General features: G+C 68.1%; 16 protein-coding genes and 1 tRNA gene. 6 read left to right on the top strand and 11 right to left on the bottom strand.

The genetic code is table 11. The features are described from left to right. Positions 1-1251, bottom strand: coding sequence for a hydrolase (locus ACQY72_RS04225; protein WP_428156005.1), 1251 nt, complete (start codon positions 1249-1251; stop codon positions 1-3). A 96-nt stretch (positions 1252-1347) separates the two neighbouring features. On the opposite strand from ACQY72_RS04225, the gene ACQY72_RS04220 reads away from it, so the two are divergent. Both ACQY72_RS04220 and arsC read left to right on the top strand, forming a co-directional pair. Next, entirely contained in the window at positions 1348-1890 is a 543-nt protein-coding gene (locus ACQY72_RS04220; protein WP_428156003.1) for a hypothetical protein, read from the top strand. Then, on the top strand, positions 1891-2232 hold the full coding sequence (arsC, locus tag ACQY72_RS04215; RefSeq protein ID WP_428156001.1) for an arsenate reductase (glutaredoxin): 342 nt from the start codon (positions 1891-1893) through the stop codon (positions 2230-2232). Between the two features lie 496 nt (positions 2233-2728). On the opposite strand, the gene ACQY72_RS04210 is transcribed toward arsC, so the two are convergent. The 4 genes from ACQY72_RS04210 to ACQY72_RS04195 all read right to left on the bottom strand — a co-directional run bounded on the left by ACQY72_RS04210 (position 2729) and on the right by ACQY72_RS04195 (position 10240). Continuing rightward, the gene (locus tag ACQY72_RS04210; RefSeq protein WP_428155999.1) at positions 2729-6979 is read right to left on the bottom strand and encodes a translocation/assembly module TamB domain-containing protein; all 4251 of its coding nucleotides are present in this window, start codon (positions 6977-6979) and stop codon (positions 2729-2731) included. After that, positions 6976-8769 (bottom strand): autotransporter assembly complex protein TamA, encoded by a 1794-nt coding sequence (locus ACQY72_RS04205; protein ID WP_428155998.1) that lies wholly within the window; start codon positions 8767-8769, stop codon positions 6976-6978. The genes ACQY72_RS04210 and ACQY72_RS04205 overlap by 4 nt, the downstream gene beginning before the upstream one ends. Before the next feature lie 46 nt (positions 8770-8815). After that, positions 8816-9082, bottom strand: a complete 267-nt coding sequence (locus ACQY72_RS04200; protein ID WP_428155996.1) for a hypothetical protein — start codon at positions 9080-9082, stop codon at positions 8816-8818. A 75-nt stretch (positions 9083-9157) separates the two neighbouring features. Continuing rightward, entirely contained in the window at positions 9158-10240 is a 1083-nt protein-coding gene (locus ACQY72_RS04195; RefSeq protein WP_428155994.1) for a CaiB/BaiF CoA transferase family protein, read from the bottom strand. 93 nt (positions 10241-10333) lie between these two features. Between ACQY72_RS04195 and ACQY72_RS04190 the strand changes: the two genes are divergently transcribed. Next, a tRNA-Lys gene (locus tag ACQY72_RS04190) sits at positions 10334-10410 on the top strand. A 45-nt stretch (positions 10411-10455) separates the two neighbouring features. Here the strand turns inward: ACQY72_RS04190 and ACQY72_RS04185 are convergent. Beyond that, positions 10456-12885 (bottom strand): PAS domain-containing protein, encoded by a 2430-nt coding sequence (locus ACQY72_RS04185; RefSeq protein WP_428155992.1) that lies wholly within the window; start codon positions 12883-12885, stop codon positions 10456-10458. A 112-nt stretch (positions 12886-12997) separates the two neighbouring features. On the opposite strand from ACQY72_RS04185, the gene ACQY72_RS04180 reads away from it, so the two are divergent. Beyond that, the gene (locus ACQY72_RS04180) at positions 12998-13552 is read left to right on the top strand and encodes a hypothetical protein (protein WP_428155990.1); all 555 of its coding nucleotides are present in this window, start codon (positions 12998-13000) and stop codon (positions 13550-13552) included. 15 nt (positions 13553-13567) lie between these two features. On the opposite strand, the gene ACQY72_RS04175 is transcribed toward ACQY72_RS04180, so the two are convergent. The 4 genes from ACQY72_RS04175 to ACQY72_RS04160 all read right to left on the bottom strand — a co-directional run bounded on the left by ACQY72_RS04175 (position 13568) and on the right by ACQY72_RS04160 (position 16305). Beyond that, positions 13568-13873 (bottom strand): hypothetical protein, encoded by a 306-nt coding sequence (locus tag ACQY72_RS04175; protein ID WP_428155989.1) that lies wholly within the window; start codon positions 13871-13873, stop codon positions 13568-13570. Position 13874: 1 nt separating this feature from the next. Further along, positions 13875-14984: a tRNA guanosine(34) transglycosylase Tgt gene (tgt, locus tag ACQY72_RS04170; RefSeq protein ID WP_428155987.1), complete on the bottom strand. Its 1110-nt coding sequence runs from the start codon at positions 14982-14984 to the stop codon at positions 13875-13877. Continuing rightward, on the bottom strand, positions 14985-15470 hold the full coding sequence (locus ACQY72_RS04165; protein WP_428155985.1) for a hypothetical protein: 486 nt from the start codon (positions 15468-15470) through the stop codon (positions 14985-14987). A gap of 76 nt (positions 15471-15546) precedes the next feature. Beyond that, on the bottom strand, positions 15547-16305 hold the full coding sequence (locus ACQY72_RS04160) for a tRNA1(Val) (adenine(37)-N6)-methyltransferase (protein ID WP_428155983.1): 759 nt from the start codon (positions 16303-16305) through the stop codon (positions 15547-15549). Between the two features lie 123 nt (positions 16306-16428). Between ACQY72_RS04160 and ACQY72_RS04155 the strand changes: the two genes are divergently transcribed. Continuing rightward, entirely contained in the window at positions 16429-17445 is a 1017-nt protein-coding gene (locus tag ACQY72_RS04155; protein WP_428155981.1) for a polyprenyl synthetase family protein, read from the top strand. Continuing rightward, the gene (locus ACQY72_RS04150) at positions 17442-18080 is read left to right on the top strand and encodes a squalene/phytoene synthase family protein (protein WP_428155979.1); all 639 of its coding nucleotides are present in this window, start codon (positions 17442-17444) and stop codon (positions 18078-18080) included. The genes ACQY72_RS04155 and ACQY72_RS04150 overlap by 4 nt, the downstream gene beginning before the upstream one ends. Before the next feature lies 1 nt (position 18081). Here the strand turns inward: ACQY72_RS04150 and ACQY72_RS04145 are convergent, their stop codons facing one another. After that, positions 18082-18573, bottom strand: a complete 492-nt coding sequence (locus tag ACQY72_RS04145; protein ID WP_428155977.1) for a MarR family winged helix-turn-helix transcriptional regulator — start codon at positions 18571-18573, stop codon at positions 18082-18084. Positions 18574-18580 lie beyond the last annotated feature (7 nt).

Below are 18580 nucleotides of genomic sequence, written 5' to 3'. Positions count from 1 at the left end.
CTAGAGAGTTTCCATCCGCAGGGATTTCAGTTTGGCCGCATCGATCTCGCCCGACGCGATCTTGCACAGGATCAGGGCGCTCAGCTGGGCGCGTTCGACGAAGCTGTCGGGCCAGGCGAACTCCTGGTCCGAATGGATGTCGCCGCCCCGGACGCCCAGGGTGTCGATGTTCGGCAGGCCGGCGGCGTGCAGATTATTGCCCTCGCACACTCCGCCTGAAGGCTTCCACGCGATGGGCTGGCCCAGCAGGGCGCCGGCCTGTTTCACCGCCTCGAACAGCGCGGTCTGGGCCGCGTCCATCGGCTTGGGCGCGCGGGTGAAGCCGCCGTGCAGGTCCAGCGTCAGTGCCTCGAACGGCGGCGCGGCCGCGATGGCCCGCACCGAGGCGTCGATCCAGTCGGCGGCGGCCTTGTCCGGCACCCGCACGTTGAACCGCACCACGGCGTTGTCGGCGACGACGTTCAGCGCGCCCCCGCCCGAAATCTTGGCCACATTGACGGTGACGCCTTCATGTTGACCGTTCAGCCCATGCAGGGCGGCGGCGATGATGGCGGCGCCCGCCACGGCATTGCGACCCTCTTCGAACGCCCGCCCGGCGTGGGCCGCGCGACCCGTCACGATCAGATGATAGTTGCCACTGCCCTTTCTGGCTCCCGCCAGCGTCCCGTCCGCCAGCGCCGGCTCATAGGTCAGGCCCACATGCCCCCGCGCACCCAGTTCGGCCAGCAGCGGCGCCGATGCCGGCGAACCGATCTCCTCGTCGGGGCTCAGCAGCACGGTCCAGCCGACGCCGTGCCGGTCGGGATGGGTCTCGAACGCCTCCAGCGCCGCCAGCAGCACGCTGATCCCGCCCTTCATGTCCGCCACGCCAGGACCGTTCAGGGCGCCGTCCGCCCGCGTCGTCACGCTCTGAAAACGGCTATCGGCGGGGAAGACGGTGTCGTAGTGGCCGGTCAGCACGACCTGGATAGGCGCACTCGGTCGGGCCGTGATCTTCAGCGCTTCGGCATGGGCCTCGGTCCGCACCGATCCATCGTCGGCGACGCTGGTCGAGCCTTGCGTCGGGATGCGTTCGACGGTGGCGGGCAACGCGCGCGCCTCGGCCTCCAGCGCATCCAGCACGGCGTTCAGCCCGACCGCATTGCGGCTGCCGGAGTTGATGTTGGCCCAGTCGATAGTGCGCCCGATGATGGCCTCGCGTCGCGCGGCGACGTGGTCGAGGACGGCCTGGTCAGAGGTCAGAATCCGCATCGGCCGGACCCTAGACGCCCCGACCACAAAGGTGAAGGTCGGGGTCTGTAAGTCATCGCCGATCACCGCTAGTTTCCGCCCGAACAGGGACGCGACATGACACGCACGACGATCGATCTGTGGCTTCGGGCCATGAACCCGCTGATCTTGCCGCGCGGCATGGCCGAGGCGCAGCGCTCGGCGCGGTCCATGGTGATCGGCCTGGGCATCGCCCTGATTGTCGGCCTGATTCCCACCTGGTGGATGTTCACCTCCGGCTGGTTCGACACGGCGATGAGCGCCGAATACGCCCGTATGGGCCTGTCCTCGGATCAGGTCGCGATGCAACGCGAGTTCATGAAGGTGATCTGGCCCTACGCCATCGGCTTCGGTGCGATCTTTTCCGTGATCCTGTACGGAGCCTTGGCTGCGGTTCAGTGGCGGATGATGACGCGCTCGATCCCGATCATCATGCTGGCCCTGATGGCCTACAGTCTGGTGGCCAATCTGGGCATGCGGTTGCTGGGCTCGATGCCGGCCCCCGAACTGCCGCTGTGGATTCTCTTGACCACCTGGCCGGCGGCCGCCGTCTCGACCGTCATCTATGTGGCGTCCCTGCAGGGCGCGATGCTGCTTCATCGTCTGCGCAGCGAGCCCTGAATGACCGTCGTCATCTTCCACAATCCGAAATGCGGCACGTCGCGCAACGCCTTGGCGCTGCTGCGCGAGCAGGGCATCGAGCCGACTGTGGTCGAATATCTGAAGACCGGCTGGGACCGCGCGACGCTGAAGCGATTGGCGGCCAAGACCGGCGTCGGCCTGGCGGGCCTGTTGCGCAAGAAGGAGGCCGAGGCCAAGGCCTTGCTGGACGCCGGCGCCGACGACGAAGCCATCCTGGCCGCCGCCATCGCCCAGCCGATCCTGATCGAACGCCCCATCGTCGAGACCGACAAGGGCGCCGTCATCGGCCGCCCGCCGGAGCGGGTGCTGGAAGTTCTCTAGCCCGAACTGATGGGTTGCGGCCGCCAGCCATCCTAATCACGCAAGCGAACCCATGTCTTTTCAGCGGCTTGAAAGCAGGCATCGGCATTCATCTGAGCACGATGTTGAACGGGCGTATGATCCTTGCCCGGTCTTTGACATCGCCATCGCCCGCCGAGACTTGGACTCGTTGGGCCATCGGAATTGCACTTTATTGCACAGTGCAATTCGATCCCGTCTTTTTAGTTAATGAAAACAACGACGCGCTGGGTGAAGTTACACCCCATTGCACCATTTTCGCCCAGTGCAATTAGCCTTCACCGAGCACGCAGCGCCTGGGATGCAACCGACCTCGCGCCCTTCTTTCCGCTCATCCCGGCGAAAGCCGGGACCCAGTCCTTTCGCATCGCAGGTGCGTGGGATGACCAGCGCGCTTTGATCACACGCAACTGTCGCCCAAAGCACTGGGGCCCGGCTTTCGCCGGGATCAGCGGGGGCAGGGGACAGCCGCCGCGACCTAGCGGGTGCGACGGCCCCGGTTCGGACGACGATCGCCGGCCTCGCGGCTTTCATGGCGCCAGCGGATCGACAGGCTGGTGTCGCCCTGGCCGCCGAACTGCGAGCTGACGGCGATGTTGCGCCGGGGCTGCCACTCGACCTTGACCGCCGCGCCGCTCTCGCCGCCGCCGATGACCTCCAGATAGACGTCGTCGGTGATGTAGCGCCCGCCCGCGACCGTGACCGCCGAGGCGTCGCCGCCGAAGGACAGCCGGTCCAACCCCGCCAGTTCGCGCAGGTTGCCGATCACGTCGAACCCGCCGCCGCCGGCCAGGGCCGCGACCCCGGCCGCCAGCTGCGCCGCCTCGAAGGCCGACAACTGCGACGCCGACCGCCCGAACAGCACCTGCGACAGGATTTCGTCCTGGGGCAGGGAGGGGGTCGAGGTCAGGGCGATCTTCGGCTCGGCCGCCGTGCCCGTGACGTTGATCGAGGCGGTCAGGGCCGCATCCTCGCGCGTCGCCGCCAGGTTCAGCCGGATCTGTTTCGGATCGGTGGACAGGGTGACCCTGCCGGTATCGTCGAACACGAACCGTTTGCCCGCGAACTCATAGTCGCCGCGCACCACATTGGCCGAGCCGGTCAGTTGCGGATTGGCGATCGTGCCGCGCACCCGGGCATTGACGTCCAGCACCACATTCAGACCGCGCCCGTTGACCCGCACCTTGCCCCCGGTCGAGCGCAGGGCGATGTCCATGCCGATCTGTGGGCCACGCGCCTTCTGCTCGGTCTCGACGGGGTCGCCGCCGGGCCGGTTGATCTCGACCACGTCCATCCCGACGATGCCGGTGGCGCCGGGCAGTTCCGGCTCGATCTTGGCCTCGTCGATGTCGATCCGGCCGCCCAGCTGAATATTGCCGTCCGCCCCCCGAACGATGGTGATCGGACCCGAGGCGCGTGCCTCGGCGATGTCGTTGTCGATGACGCGGAAGCGGCTCAGCGTCAGTTGCGCATTCGATCCCGATCCCTGACGCAGGCCGATGCGGCCCTGGCCGGACACTGTGCCGCCCGAACCGTCGTTGGCCGTGAAAGTCTCGATCTGGGCGGCGGTGTCGTCGAACCGCGTCCGCAGCGTCAGGTCGCTGAGCACCAGACCCACCGCATTCTCGCGATAGGAACCCTGGCTCAGATCGAACCGGCCGTTCAGGCGCGGGGCGTTCAGCGTGCCGGCCAGGGTCGCCTGACCGTTGACCTGACCTGCCAGACTGCGTTCGCCGCCCAGGAAGAGGTCCCAGATCGGCTGGATCTGGCCGTTGATCGACACCCGGCCCGACATCTCGCGCGTCCGGGCGATGGCCAGGCGCAGCGGCGCGGCCGAGGCCTCGACCGGCAGGACGACGTCGGCGGAGGCCTGAACCGCCCCCTCGTCGACCGCCGTCGCCTTGATGGTCAGCCGGTCGCCAGCCAGAGTGGCGTCCACCCGTCCGTCCACGGCCAGGCCGCGCGGCGCATCGATGCTGCGCACGTTCTGCAGGGCGATATTGGCCGTTCCCGACAGGTCGCTTCCGGCGCCGCGCATGGCCACCTGGCCCGTCACGCTGCCGCGCAGCTCCGGCGAGATCGACCCCAGGTCCACCTGCGTCAGGTCGGCCTGGACCGCGACCGTGCGCGCATCCTGGCGCAGGTCGGCCAGCAGCACGCCGCCCCCGACGCCCAGGTCCAGATGGGCCGTGCGGTCGGCGCCGTTCAGGGTGATCGAGGCCGGGCTGCGGGTCGTGAAGGCCACCTCGCGCACCCGACCGCCGCCGCGCAGCGTCAGGCCGTGCGTCTCGTTCTGGCGCGAATAGACGCCCGTACCGTTGAACTGGGCCGGCGTCGGCCCGCCCACGTCCAGCGCCAGGGTGAAGGGCAGGTTGTTCAGCGTGCCGCGCCCGTCCAGGTCCAGGGTGCGGATGATCCAGCTCTGGCCCGCCAGCCGCACATTGCGTCCGCTGACGTCCAGTATGGCGCTGTCCGATCCACCGTCGTCCGTCAGCCGCACCCGGCCGTTCGCCTCGCCCGAGGCCAGGAAGGCCCCGGCGCGCGCCGTGAACGTCAGGTCCGCGCTGGACGGGATATTGTCCGACAGGGCGACGGCGCCCTTGGCCGTCACGCCACCCGCGTCCACGTCCAGATCCGTCAGGCGGATCTGCTTGCCGCCCAGGAAGAAGTTGCCCGAGGCGCGCGCGGGACCATAGTTCGAGCCGCTGACGACCATGATCCGACCGTCGGATGCGTCCGCGCCCTTGCGGAAGCTCAGCGTCAGATCGGCGTTGTTCAGCGTCAGGGCGCCGGCCGTGACCTGCTGGAAGCCGGCGGTCAGATCGACGCGTGGTTGGGACAGTGTGCCGGTCAGGGCGCCGCGTCCGTTCATATCGCCGCCGATCTCGACCGGCCCGGCCGCGAACGGCCCGCGCGCGTTCCAGTCCAGCGCCAGCCTCAGGTTGCCCGCCGTCTCGATGATGCCCTTGGCCCCCGCGCGCCCGGCCGCGCCGGTCAGTTCGCCACGCTCGACCTCGATCCGCCCGCCGTTCAGCCTGCCGGCCAGTTGCAAACGGGGCGTCTTGCCCAACAGGCGATCCAGCTCGGACATGCCGACAGTCAGGTTTCGTCCCCGTCCGTCGAAGTTCAGCATCCAGGGCGCGCCCGTCCGCGCCGACGACGCGCGGATCGGCCCGCCGAAGGCGCCGCGCGCTTCAGGCAGGACGCGCGAGGCGTCGGTCAATTGCGCGTTGCCGCGGAAACTCATCCCGCCCAGCAGGTTGCGTGATCCCGAGCCGTTCAGGCTCAGACCCTGGCCCTGCAGATCGACCTTCTCCAGCAGGATGGCGCCGTCCTTCATCCGCGCGGCCTGCATCTGCACGCGCGGCGCCGAACCCAGCAGCCCGCCGATGATGCCTTCACCCGACCCACCGTTGGCGCGGATGTCGCCGTCCAGATCCATGCGGCCGTTCTTGACCGCGACATTCAGCGGCCCGGCGATGCGGGTCGCGCGATAGCTGGCGACATTGGCGTTCAGCAGGGTCGCCTGACCGTTCAGGCTCCAGGTCTGGGCGTCGCCCTTGAACAGGCCGGAATAGGCGGCCGGCCCCGCGACATCGGACCCGACCAGCCGGCTCAGCGACGCGGTCTGGATGTTCAGGGTGATCCCGTCCGGCGAACTGCGGTCCGCGTTGCGGATCAGGCCGCGCGCCTCGGACTGGACGTTGTCGGAGATCAGCTTCCACGCCACGCCCTGGCTGGCCTTGTCGGGCGTCGGGACCATGGCGAAGCCGAACCGCGCCGTGCGGCCGATGCGGGTGACGAACGGCTCAAGCAGGTCCGAGCCGCTGAAATCGGCGAAGCCCGAGACGCGCGATCCCTTGTCGCCGAAATGCCCCTGAACGATCAGGGGAACGAACTGCCCCGTCTGGACGCGGGCGTTGACGACATCGGCGTTCAGCACCGCGACCGCCGAGAACGGCTGATCGGGCGAATAGCCCAGGGCGCCGGCCAGCGGCCCGCCCTGCACCTCGTTGGCGCGCAGGTTGAGGCGCGTGTCTTCCAGCTTGCCGCCAAAGGTCGCGGCCAGGCGCAGATAGTCGCCGGGGCGGTTCAGGCTGTCGGCGTTGACGGTGGCGCTCTTGGCCCCGGTGCGCGGCAGGCTGGCGTCGCCCGACAGGCTCCAGCGGCCGTACTCCTTGGAGAAGCCCTCCATCAGCTCGATATTGGCCGAGAACTTGTCGATCCGAACCGAGATCGGCTGCGGGCTGGGCGGTTCGCCGCTGGGCGGCTCGACCACGGGCCGACGCAGGACACGAACGGTCTCGGCCTTGATGTCGTTGGCGTGGAAGCTGCGGCCGACAAGCGCCAGATACGACCAGTCCATGCTGAGGTTGTTCACCTCCAGCCAGACGCCCTGACTGTCGGCCAGGGTGACGCGGTCGATGGTGAAATCGCTCAGCAGATCGCCCTTCAGCCCATAGACCTTGAGCCGGCCATAGCGGCTGATTTTCAGGTCCTGCAGTCGTTGCAGCACCATCTCGCGACCACCGTCCGAGGCGATGTAGTAACGCCCGCCGACCAGGGCGGCGGCGATCAGCACCAGCAGGCCCGCGATGACCGCGCCGGTAATCACGGCGATGCGTTTGACCAGCCCACGACGCGGCTTTGAGGGCCGCGCGGCCTTGGTTGGCGCCGTCTCTTGCGGCGTGGTTTCGGGCGGCGGAGCGTCAGGCGGTGTGTCGGTCAAAACGCCTGCCCGATGCTGATGTAGATCTGGAAGGCCGAGTCGCCTTCACTCTTGTTCAACGGCACGGCCACGTCCGCCCGGATCGGCCCGAACGGCAGCATGTAGCGCACGCCCACGCCCGCGCCGTAGCGCATGTTTGTCAGGTTCGGCGTCTCCTGGAAGCCCACCGAACCGGCGTCCACGAAGGCGACGGCCTGGAAGCTCTGGCCGATCGACTGACGCACCTCGAACGAGGTCTCGAACAGCGACAGACCCCCGCGCGGCGTTCCGTCCGGCAGTTGCGGATTGACGCCCTGATAGGAATAGCCGCGCACCGACCCGCCGCCGCCGGAATAGAACAGGCGATCCGACGGCACGTTCAGCTCGCTGCCGCCGACGATGGACCCGATCTTCATGCGCCCGGCCAGAATGGTGCGGTCGCCGGCCACCGGGAAATAGGCCGTGCCTTGCGTCTCGGTGCGCAGGAACAGGATGTTGCTCTCGCCCGTCACCGCCGTCGGCTGCACCGCCAGATTGACACGCCAGCCCTTGGTCGGGTTCAGCGGATCGTTGGAATGATCGATATAGGCGCTGGTCCGTGCGGTGACGATCGCCAGGTTGCGGTCGAAGTCGACTCGCTGCGGGGGCAGGGTGGTGAAGTCGTAGCGTGTCTCGCTGTACTGGCCTGCATCCAGCCCGATGCCGTAGTTGAAATAGGAGGTCTTGCCGATCCGCTGCTGCAGGTCGGCATACAGGACCAGGGCGGTGCGCAGATAGGCGTCGGTGTCTTCGTTGACCACCGCCGCGCCCAGCTTCAGCGTCCGGCCGGGCCGGCGCCAATGGGGCAGGGACAGGTCCGCGCCGATCCGGCTGTCGATGTCCGCCAGCCGCGCTTCCAGCCGCAGGGTGTCGGCGCGACCGAAGCGGTTGTAGCGGGTCTGGATCACGTCCACCCCGACGCCTTCGGCCGTAGACCAGGTGGCGCCCGCTTCCAGCACGCGGCGCGGCCGGTCCTGCAGGCTGACGATCACGGGACGCAGACCGTCCGCCGTGATCTGATCCTGGGGCGACAGGGCCACGCCGATGCCGTCATAGACGCCGGTGTCCAGCAGCCGGCGCTCCAGCTCGGCGACCTGGTCGGGGTCGAAGCGGTCTCCCTCTTTCCACGGCGCCAGGCCTGCGACCCAGTCGGGATTGGTCCGGCCGCGCGTGGACAGGCGAACGCCGTCCAGCCGCACCAAAGCTCCCGAGGCGATGCGGTATTCCGGCGCGACGGTGAAGGCGGCGTGGTCCACCACCACCCGGCGCGGATTGGCCTTGGCGTCGGCGTAGCCGTCGCGAACCAGGGCCGCCACAAGCCGCCCTTCGCCAGAGATGATATCCACCGCCCGACCGGGCTCGCCGGCCTTCAGGGCGATGGCCGTCCTGGCCTTGTCCGCCGCCTCGGCCTCGGGTGCGGGATCGACCCACTGGATGGTCGGGTCGGTCAGAAGGAAACGCCGACCCGGTTCGACCGAGACGATGGCGACTGGCGTCTCCTCGCCCTCGACGATGTCTTCCACGACCGGCTGATAATAGGCTTCCGAGCGCAGCAAGGCTGTCGCCGAGGTCACGGCGCTCTCCGCACGGCGGCGGGCCTCGAAACGGCTGGAAGGTGTCCCATCGACCTCGCCCACGGCCCGCTCCAGCATGCGGCGCAGTTCGGCGTCCATGTCGCCGCGGATCTGGGCGCGGGGGTCCGACGCCGCCGCATGAGCGCAGGCCGAAAAGGCCGCGATAGTCGCGACCAGCAGGTTAGGCCTGAACGTCAAACTCGATCTCTCGTCAAAACTGCGCCCCCCGGCAAACCTGTCCCTCTTAGTAGAACAGGGTCTCGCTCTCGGGTTGGACCGTCTGTTCCGACGTGCGTTCATCAGGCGGAAGGCTGCTGGACGGCGGGGGCGTGGGGGTCGGGTCCTGGACCTCGGGCGGCGGCGGGGGGACTTCTTCCTTGACAGGAGGCGGCGCCGTCTCGACGGGCATCTCACGATAATCGTCGTCCGACCGCGACGGCCGGTCGTCGCAGGCCGAGAGCGCAAACATGCTCAATACGGCGGCGGCCAGAACGAATGTCGAGCGTGTCATGGAAAGTCCCCGGGTCTTCGCCGATGCAACGCCTGTGGCGCTAAGCCGTTCCCTTAGCGCCGAAAACTCCGCCGGTCATCCCGCGTGATCGGACCATTTTGTGACCATTTGCTCCAGCGTCAACGCAGACTTGGGAGCGGGCTCCACCGCCTTGCCGTCGAACAGGGGCGCGGGGCGCGGCAGGCCGTCCTGAAACGTCCTTCTGGCCTGATTGTGCGGATGGTCGGGCGCCTCGGCCAGGCTGAGGACGGGCGTGACGCAGGCCTCGGTTCCGGCGAAATGGGCACTCCAGTCGTCGCGGTCCCGGCTCGCGAACAGGGCGGCGAACCGGGCCTGCAACGCCGGCCAGGCGGCGATGTCATACTGAACCGCCTCGCCCGGATCGATCTCCAGCCCCGCGAGCAGGGCGGAATAAAAACGTGGCTCCAGCGCCGCCACCGCAACGAACCTCCCGTCGCGACAGGTATAGCAGCGATAGAAGGGCGCCCCCCCATCCAGCAGATTGGCCCCGCGCCGCTCGTTCCACATCCCTTGACCGCGCAGGGCCTGGAACAGCCCGCCCAGCAGGGCCGCGCCGTCGGTCATGGCCGCATCGACCACCCGACCCCGCCCGGTGGTCCTGGCCTCTACAAGCGCCGCCAGCACGCCGACGACCAGCAGCATGGCTCCGCCGCCATAGTCGCCCACCAGGTTCAGCGGCGGGGAGGGCGGTCGATCCGCCTCGCCCATCGCATGCAGCACGCCCGACAGGCCGATGTAGTTCAGGTCATGCCCCACGGCGTTCGCCAGCGGCCCCGTCTGGCCCCAACCCGTCACCCGCCCGAACACCAGCGCGGGTTTCCTCGCCTGCAACACCTCCGGCCCATAGCCCAGCCGCTCCATCACGCCGGGTCTGAACCCCTCGATCACCGCGTCCGCCCCATCGACCAGTGTCAAAATACGCCCGCGGTCAGCTTCCGATTTCAGGTCCACCGGCACGGCGACGCGCCCTCGATGCAGCACCGCCCCTCCGACCTCGTCGAACGCCGCCGGCCCAGCCGAGGCGTCGCGCGTCAGCCGCACGACCTCCGCCCCCAGGTCCGCCAGCATCATGCCGGCGAAGGTGACCGGCCCCAGGCCGTCGAATTCGATGATGCGGACGCCATTTAACGGTTGCATGCCACATGAGTAGCAGACCGGGACTTGACCGGAAGGCCGGATTACAACAGAAGGCGCCCTTCGACGGTTCGGCCAGCCCGGACGTCGCGCGGTGCGCCCTTAGCTCAGTTGGTTAGAGCATCTGACTTTTAATCAGAGGGTCCTCGGTTCGAGCCCGAGAGGGCGTACCATTTAAAGCCCGCTTCGGCGGGCTTTTTGCTGTGTGGAGCCGGGCGTCAGTTTAGGGAATTACGCATCGGCATGGCTGGATCGGCCGCTGCGCAGACCTCGACCGCCGCGAGATGTTTCGACAGGGCCGCGACCAGTGCGGGTAGTTGCAGCGGCTTGGCCAGGTGATCGTCCATGCCGGCCTCGCGGCACAGGGCGATCTGGTCCGGCTGGACGTTGGCGGACAGGGCGATGATGGCCAGGCGACGGCCGGTCCCCTGTTCCAGGCGCCTGATCTCTCGCGTCGCCGTCAGCCCGTCCATGACCGGCATCTGCATGTCCATCAGGACCACGTCGTAGGTCTTGGACTGAACCGCGTGAACGGCCTCGGCCCCGTCGCAGGCGGTAGTGACCTCAAGCCCCAGGCCGCTGAGGATGACATTGATCAGTTCGCGGTTGGCCGGCGAATCGTCCGCCACCAGAATTCGACCTTCGGGCATGACGGAGAGCTGTGGGCTTTCCGTCCGCGTCCCCGCATCCGCGATCAGCAGGGGCGCCGTCAGATGGAAGGTCGAGCCTTGGCTGGGCTGGCTGGAGACCAGAATATCGCCGCCCATCGCCCGCGCCAGCCGCCGCGAGATCGCCAGCCCCAGGCCGGTGCCGCCATAAAGACGCGTGGTCGAGCGGTCCGCCTGCGAGAATCGTTCGAACAGATTGGCCAGGGTTTCCGGACTCATGCCGATGCCCGTGTCCGTCACCGCCGCAGTCAACCGCCATACCCCGTCCTCGCCCTGATCGCCGCCCAGCGACAGGCCCACCGATCCCTTGGCGGTGAACTTCACGGCGTTGCCCAGCAGGTTCAGCAGAATCTGCCGCAACCGCGCCTCGTCGCCCATCAGGCACGGGGGCATGTCCGGAGCCAGCTCGACCTGGAGCGACAAGCCCTTGGCGAGGCATTGCGCCTCCATCATCTGGGCCGTCTCGCGCGCCAGGGCGACCGGATCGAAGGGCTGGGGCTCCAGCTCGATGGCGCCGGCCTCCAGCTTGGAATAGTCCAGCACGTCGTTGATCACCGACAGCAGGGCCTCGCTGGCGGTGGCGATGCGCGCGACATAGCCGCGTTCCTCGTCAGGCAGGGCCTGGCTGGCCTTCAGCAGGTTGGAAAAGCCGATGACGCTGGTCAGGGGCGTGCGCAGTTCATGGCTCATGTTGGCCAGGAACTCGCTCTTGGCCGCCGCGGCCGCCTCGGCACGGTCTCTGGCTTCGAGCAATTCGTCGGCCAGAATCTTGCGGTCGGTCATGTCCCGGATGACGGCGACGACTTCCGACGGCTGGCCCGGCTTCGCAGCCAATGCGCGGAAGGTGCATTCGACCCAGACGGTGGAGCCGTCGCGGTGGACGGCGCGGTGCTCCAACCGGCATTGCTTGCCAGTGTGCATGGTCTCCAGCACGGACCGGGCCACCCGCTCCTGATCGTCGGGGTGGATATAGTCCAGCGCCGTGCCGCTCATCTCCTCGAAGGTCCAGCCCAGCAAGGCTTCGATGGCGGGCGAGATGTATTTGCTGGAGCCGTCTGGGCGGATGCGGGTGATGACATCGCCGATATTGTCGGCCAGCAGCCGATAGCGAGCCTCGTCACGCTTGGCTCGGGCGATCTGGTTCTGCTGGTCGGTGATGTCCTGAAAGACGCCGTAGAGGGCCTTCACCACGCCCGCGTCGTCGCGTTCGGCGCGCGCCTGGCTCAGGACGATGCGTTCCTCGCCATCCGTGCGGATCAGTCGAAGGCGGCGATCATAGCCCTCGCCGGTCGCCACGGTCTTCTCGATGGCGGCCAGCAGTTCGGCGCGGTCTTCGGGATGATAGAAGTCGATGGCGGAATCGACGTGGGGATCGAAGCTGGCCCGGTCGAGGCCGTGAATGCGAAACACCTGATCGGACCATTCGACGGCGCCGCTGGCCAGATTCAGCCGCCAGTGGCCGACGCCGGCTATCTGCTCGACCAGTTCGAGCGTGCCGTGCCGCTCCTCGCTGATCCGGCTGACTTCCAGCGTGGCGATGATGTCCTCGGCCATTCGGCCCAGCGTCTTCAGCGTGGCCATGTCCGCGTCCGACGGATGCGCGCGGGGCTGGCGGTCCATCACGCCAAAGGCGCCGACCGGCCGGCCGTCCGGTCCGCAGATCGTCACCCCGGCGTAGAAACGCAGGTTGTAGGGCGCGGCGACCAGAAAATGATCCCGTGCGACGGGATCGGCCAGGCCGTCCTCCACCACCATGACGGCGCCTGCGCCTTGTTGCATGAGGCGGTCGCCCAGGGTTCTTTCGCGCGGCGTGGTCTGGACGATCGTGCAGTCACTGCACCAAAGCACGGCGTTGGCCCCGGTGATCAGGGTGACTACGGCCGACGGGGCATCGAACAGCCGGCACGCCAGTTCCGTAAGGCGCTGAAACGGGCCGGCAGGCGCGTTCAGGGCTTCGAGACTCTTGGCGATATACGGCACGGTGAACTCCAACGACTGCGCTCAAAGTGCCATCGATCAGAGAATTCTTTGTTACCGAAATGCTAAATCGCCAAGCTTTGATTGCCGCACGCGACATGGTCTAAGCCCACTCATGAAGTCTGTTTTCCTGCCTGTCGTCCTCCTGCTCGCGCTATCGGGCTGCAACGCCGGACGGTCGGCCGTCGGCGGGGCAGAGCAGGTGGGGGCGGGGTTCGCGGCGGCGGCGTCCGCGCCGCTGGAGGATTTCAACCTGCGCCGACAGATCATACCGACGGTGCTATTGCAGGCGGAGGCCAACCCCTACGATCTGCGCAACCTGAACCAGTGCGCCACCATCGGCGCCGAAGTGGCGCGGCTGAACGAAGCGCTGGGGCCGGACACGGACGAGCCGCCGCGTCAGGACGGTTCGTTTCTGAGCGAGCGCGCCGCCGATGCGGCCGCCAAGGCGGCGCTGAACGCCATCCGCGACACCACGACCGACTTCATCCCCGGCCGCAGCTGGATACGGCGCTTGAGCGGTGCAGAGCAGCACAGCCGCCACGTCCAGTCCGCCATCCAGTCCGGCCGGATGCGCCGCGCCTTCCTGAAGGGCATGGGTATGCAACGGAACTGCGCCCCGCCTGCGGCCCCTAGCTGGTTCCGACCCGCCGGGCGGTCGCAGCGCTGACTCAGTCAACGGGATTTAACGGCCGAAGGTGCGTCGCCTGTCGCGACGGTCGCCTCTGATCTGGACCGTGCCGTCCTTGGCGAAGGCCTCGAAGGACGCCTTGTCGATGTTCCTGAACTCGCCGGTCCGGTCCCAGTCCCAGTCGAAGGAAATGCGCTCGCCCTTGTGCGCGAACTTGCCGGACCATTGGGCGAAGAACGCATATTTGTCGCCACCGATGATGATGACATGCCGGTGGAGCGCGGTCTCGTTGCCGTCCGGGCGGGGCGGCTCTTCCAGATAGGTGTTGTAGGCGTGGAAGCCTGACTTCTCGATACGCATGTCAGTTCGACGTTTGGCGGGCGTGGAAGTCGCGACGGAAGGCTTCGAACCGGCCCTCCGATATCGCGGCGCGCATGGCCGCCATCAGCGCCTGGTAGAAGGCGATGTTGTGCCAGCTCAGCAGGACCTTGCCGAGGATTTCGTCGGCGCGGATCAGGTGGTGCAGATAGGCCTTCGAATATTGCGATGACGGCCCTTCGATGCCCGGGTCCAGCGGATCCTGATCCTCGGCGAAGCGGGCGTTCTTCAGGTTCAGCGGCCCGTCCCAGGTCCAGGCTTGGCCGTGACGCCCAGCGCGGGTCGGCAGGACGCAGTCGAACATGTCCACTCCGCGATAGACCGCCTCGACCAGGTCGATCGGCTTGCCGACGCCCATCAGATAGCGGGGACGGTCCTTCGGCAGAAACTCGGGCGCATAATCCAGCACATCGCACATGGCCTGGTGTCCTTCGCCGACGGCCAGGCCGCCGATGGCGTAGCCGTCGAAGCCGATCTCCTGAAGCTGATCCGACGACTGGCGGCGCAGGTCTTCGAAGGTCGAGCCCTGCTGGATGCCGAACAGGGCCTGGTTTTCCCGCTCGCCGAAGCGGGCCTTGGAGCGGGCGCCCCAGCGGATCGAAAGCTCCATCGCCTTCTTCGCCGCATCCTTCTCGGCCGGATAGGCGACGCACTGGTCCAGTTGCATCGAGATGTCGGCGCCGATCCGGTCGGCCTGGATTTCGATCGAGCGTTCCGGCGTCAGGACATGTTTGGAGCCGTCGATGTGGGAAGAGAAGGTCACGGCCTCCTCCTTGACCTTGGAAATCCCGGCCAGGGACATGACCTGGAAGCCGCCGCTGTCGGTCAGGATCGGCTTGTCCCAGCCCATGAATTTGTGCAGCCCGCCCAGCCGCTCCATCCGCTCGGGGCCGGGGCGCAGCATCAGGTGATAGGTGTTGCCCAGGATGATGTCGGCGCCGGTCGCCTTGACCTGGTCCACCGTCATCGCCTTGACCGTCGCCGCCGTGCCCACAGGCATGAAGGCGGGGGTGCGGATATCGCCGCGCGCGGTCTTCAGCACGCCGGTGCGGGCGCGGCCTTCGGTGGCGGAAATCTCGAAGGGGAAGGGCATTCAGGCGATCAGTCGTTCAAGCTGCTCGACCCGCACCAGATCTTTGGGGCGGCCGAACAGGCGGTACAGGGCGATATGGTCCCGGATGTCGGGCACGAACAGGGGCGTATCCTCGACAAAGATGCGGCGACGCGAGGCGAAGGCGACCTCGACCCAGTCGGCCCCGTCGCGGGTCTCCAGATCGGCCATGACCTCGACCAGGATCGGCTGGTCCGGGGCGCGACCGAAGACGGCCGAGCGGAACAGGCCTTCGCCCGGATCGGCGATCACCTCGCCGCCCAGTTCCGCTAGCAGCGTGCGCGCGTCGCGCGGCGCGCACAGAACGTCGATGTCGGGCACATGCAGATCTGTCAGGCCATACAGCGCCATGGCCGCGCCGCCGAAAATCCACCACGGCTCGCGCAGATCGCGCGCGGCCTCGCCGACGGCGATCAGGCCGTCTTCGAGATCTCGGGGCAGATCATGCGGAAGGTCGTCGGTTGACACGGAGCGCGCTCGTTTTCGTCAGGAGGCGGCATTTAGGCGTTCCGGCGGCGATTGACCACCCGAACGCCGCGTCCGATCACCAGTCCAGCGCCGCCTCGCCGCGCAGGATGGCCTCGGCCTGATCGGTGTGCTTGGCGCCATCGCGGTTGTGCAGCACCAGCGGCGGCAGCAGTCGCAGCGGCGCCCGTCCGGTCTTGATGGCGTGGACCAGCACCCGTTTGGCCGGCTCGTCCGCGAAAGCGTGGACAGGCCGTATGGCGAAGGATCCGGCTTTTTCTCCCAACAGCGCCAGCAGGTCCGCCAGCCGGTCCGCCCGGTGGACGACCACGATCCGACCGCCTTCCTTCACCGCTTTCAGCAGGAAGTCCGTCCAGGCCTTCAGCCCGTCGTCGGCCATCCAGGCTCCGCGCTTGCCCTCCGCCGGCGCGCGCAAGGCCCCTGCGTCGTCGAAGAAGGGCGGATTGGACACGGCCCAGTCGGCGGGTTCGACGCCCAGCGCCCTGAACCCCGCCGCCACGTCGCCCTGTCGAATCACAGTGGTCGCGGCCAGCCCGTTCAGGGCCGCGTTCTCGACCGCCAGCGCCGCCATGACCGGATCGCGCTCCAGCCCCGTCAGGACGACTCCCGGCTGGCGCGCCGCGATCTGCATCAGGACGGCGCCGGCGCCGCATCCCGCCTCGATCACGCGCTGGCCCGCCTCGGCCGGAACCGCCGCCGCCAGCAAAGCCGCATCCATGCCGGCGCGATAGCCGCGCGCGGGTTGACGCAGGCGCACCCGGCCGTTCAACAGGCCGTTCTCGACGATTTCCGTCGGCAGGGTTTCGACTGCGTCCAAGCCTCAATCTCCTTGACCCTCAAGGGGTCGAACATCATTGTGCGCCGCAACTCGCGGGGGCAAGCCGGCCCGGCCGCAAAAAGCCATCCACGCGGCCCGCCGCGCCAGTGAAAGAGTATCCGTTTGGACGTCGCCATCGCCGCCTCTCCCCGCCCGAAGGGGGACGTCAACGCCCTTGTCCGGCTGGCTGAGGTCGACATGGCCGCCGTGGACGCCCTGATCCTGGACCGGATGCAGTCGGACGTGCCGATCATCCCCAAGCTGGCGGAGCATCTGGTGTCGGCGGGCGGCAAGCGTCTGCGCCCCCTGATGACCGTCGCCGCCGCCCGCGCTGTGGGCGCGACAGGCGACATCGACGCGCCGCTGAAGCTGGCCGCCGCAGTCGAGTTCATCCACACCGCCACCCTGCTGCACGACGACATCGTCGATGCGTCCGAGCTGCGCCGCGGCAAGGTCGCGGCCCACCTGATCTGGGGCGCGCCCACCAGCGTCCTGGTCGGCGACTTCCTGTTCGCCCGCGCGTTCGAACTGATGGTCGAGACCGATTCGATGCGCGCCCTGGGCATTCTGGCCGAGGCCTCGCGCGTGATCTCCGAGGGCGAGGTGCTGCAACTGACCCGCGCCCACGACCTGAACCTGGACCAGGCCACCTATCTGCAGATCATTTCGGCCAAGACCGCCGAACTGTTCGCCGCCGCCGCCGAGGCCGGCGCGGTGGGCGCCGGCGCCGATCCGGCCGCGACCAAGGCTTTGCGCGATTACGGCATGGCCCTGGGCATCGCCTTCCAGCTGGCCGACGACGCCCTGGATTACGGCGCAACGGCCGAGGCCTTGGGCAAGAACGCCGGCGACGACTTCAACGAGGGCAAGGCGACCCTGCCGCTGCTGCTGGCCGTCGCCCGCACCAAGGGCCGTGAAGAGGCCTTCTGGGAGCGCACCGTGACCAAGGGCGAGCGCACGCCCGAGGACTTCACCCGCGCCCGCGAACTGATCATCGGTTCGGGCGCCATCGGCGCGACGCTGGACCTGGCCGGCGACTATGCCGATCAGGCCAAGGCGGCCCTGTCGGTCTTGCCGCTCAGCGACTGGCGCATCGCGCTGGAAGACCTGGCCGATTTCGCGGTGTCGCGCGCCGCTTGACCGAGGCTGCGGATACGCTCGACCAACAGGTCCGCACCGCCGACCTCGACCGCTGGCTGTCCAGCCGCCTGGTCTCGGACGAACGCGCCCGCGCCGACCTGATCGCGCTTTACGCCTTCGAGGCCGAGCTGATGACCATCCCGACGCGTGTCACCCAGCCCCTGCTGGCCGAGATGCGCTACACCTGGTGGGCGGAACAGATGGATGGCGTGTTCGCCGGGGCGCCGCGCAAGGGACATCCGGTGCTGGAGGCCCTGACCGACCTCGTCGCCCGCCACGGCCTGGACCGCGCCCCGTTCGACGCCCTGATCGAGGCTCACATCGGCCGTGTGCGTGAAGAACCGCACGACCTGGACGCCTTCTACGTCGGGCCGATGCAGGTCGGGGTGCGAATCCTGGCAGGCGAGGGCCACGACGCGGCCGTCGCCGACGCGGGCCGTGTCTGGGGACTGGCCCAGACCGGCCGGTCGCAAGACGCGGCGGCCCTGCGATCCGCCGCCAACGCCGCGCTGAAGCGTCTGCCCCCCGTCGGTTTCCCCGCCGTCGCCCACGCCGCCCTGGCTGCCGATCCTGATCGGCCCGAGCCGCTGAAGCGACTTCGCCTGCTGTGGGCCGTTCTGCGCGGCAGGATCTGACCTAGCCGTTCAGGCCGGCTATCAGGCGCGCCAACAGGGCGTTCAGCGTCTTCTGTTCGTCAGGCGACAGGCCGGCCAGCGCCTCTCGCGCCGTGTCCTGATGGCTGGGCATGATCGAATCGATCAGATCGAACCCCTTGTCGGTCAGGCGGACCAGGGTGGCCCGACGGTCGCTCGGGTGCGGCCGGCGCTCGACTAGACCTGACTTTTCGAGCCGGTCGATGCGGGCCGTCATGCCGCCGGACGACATCATCGCCGCCTCGAACAGCGCCGTCGGGGTCAGCCCGCCTCGCTCCCTAGAGTGACGCAGCGTCGCCAGCACGTCGAACTCGCCGTGCTGCAAGCCGTAGCGTGCGAACAGCGGGGTCTGGCGCTCGCGGATCACCAACTGAGACGCCTCGTTCAGGCGGCCCAGCAACTCCATCGGCAGCATGTCCAGATCGGGGCGTTGCACAGCCCATTGGGCTGCGGCGCGGGAGGCTCTGTCGGGCATGGTTATC

Origin of the sequence: Brevundimonas sp., from assembly GCF_965279155.1 — a bacterium.
Lineage (GTDB): Bacteria > Pseudomonadota > Alphaproteobacteria > Caulobacterales > Caulobacteraceae > Brevundimonas.
This window is presented reverse-complemented; position numbering and strand designations above follow the sequence as displayed.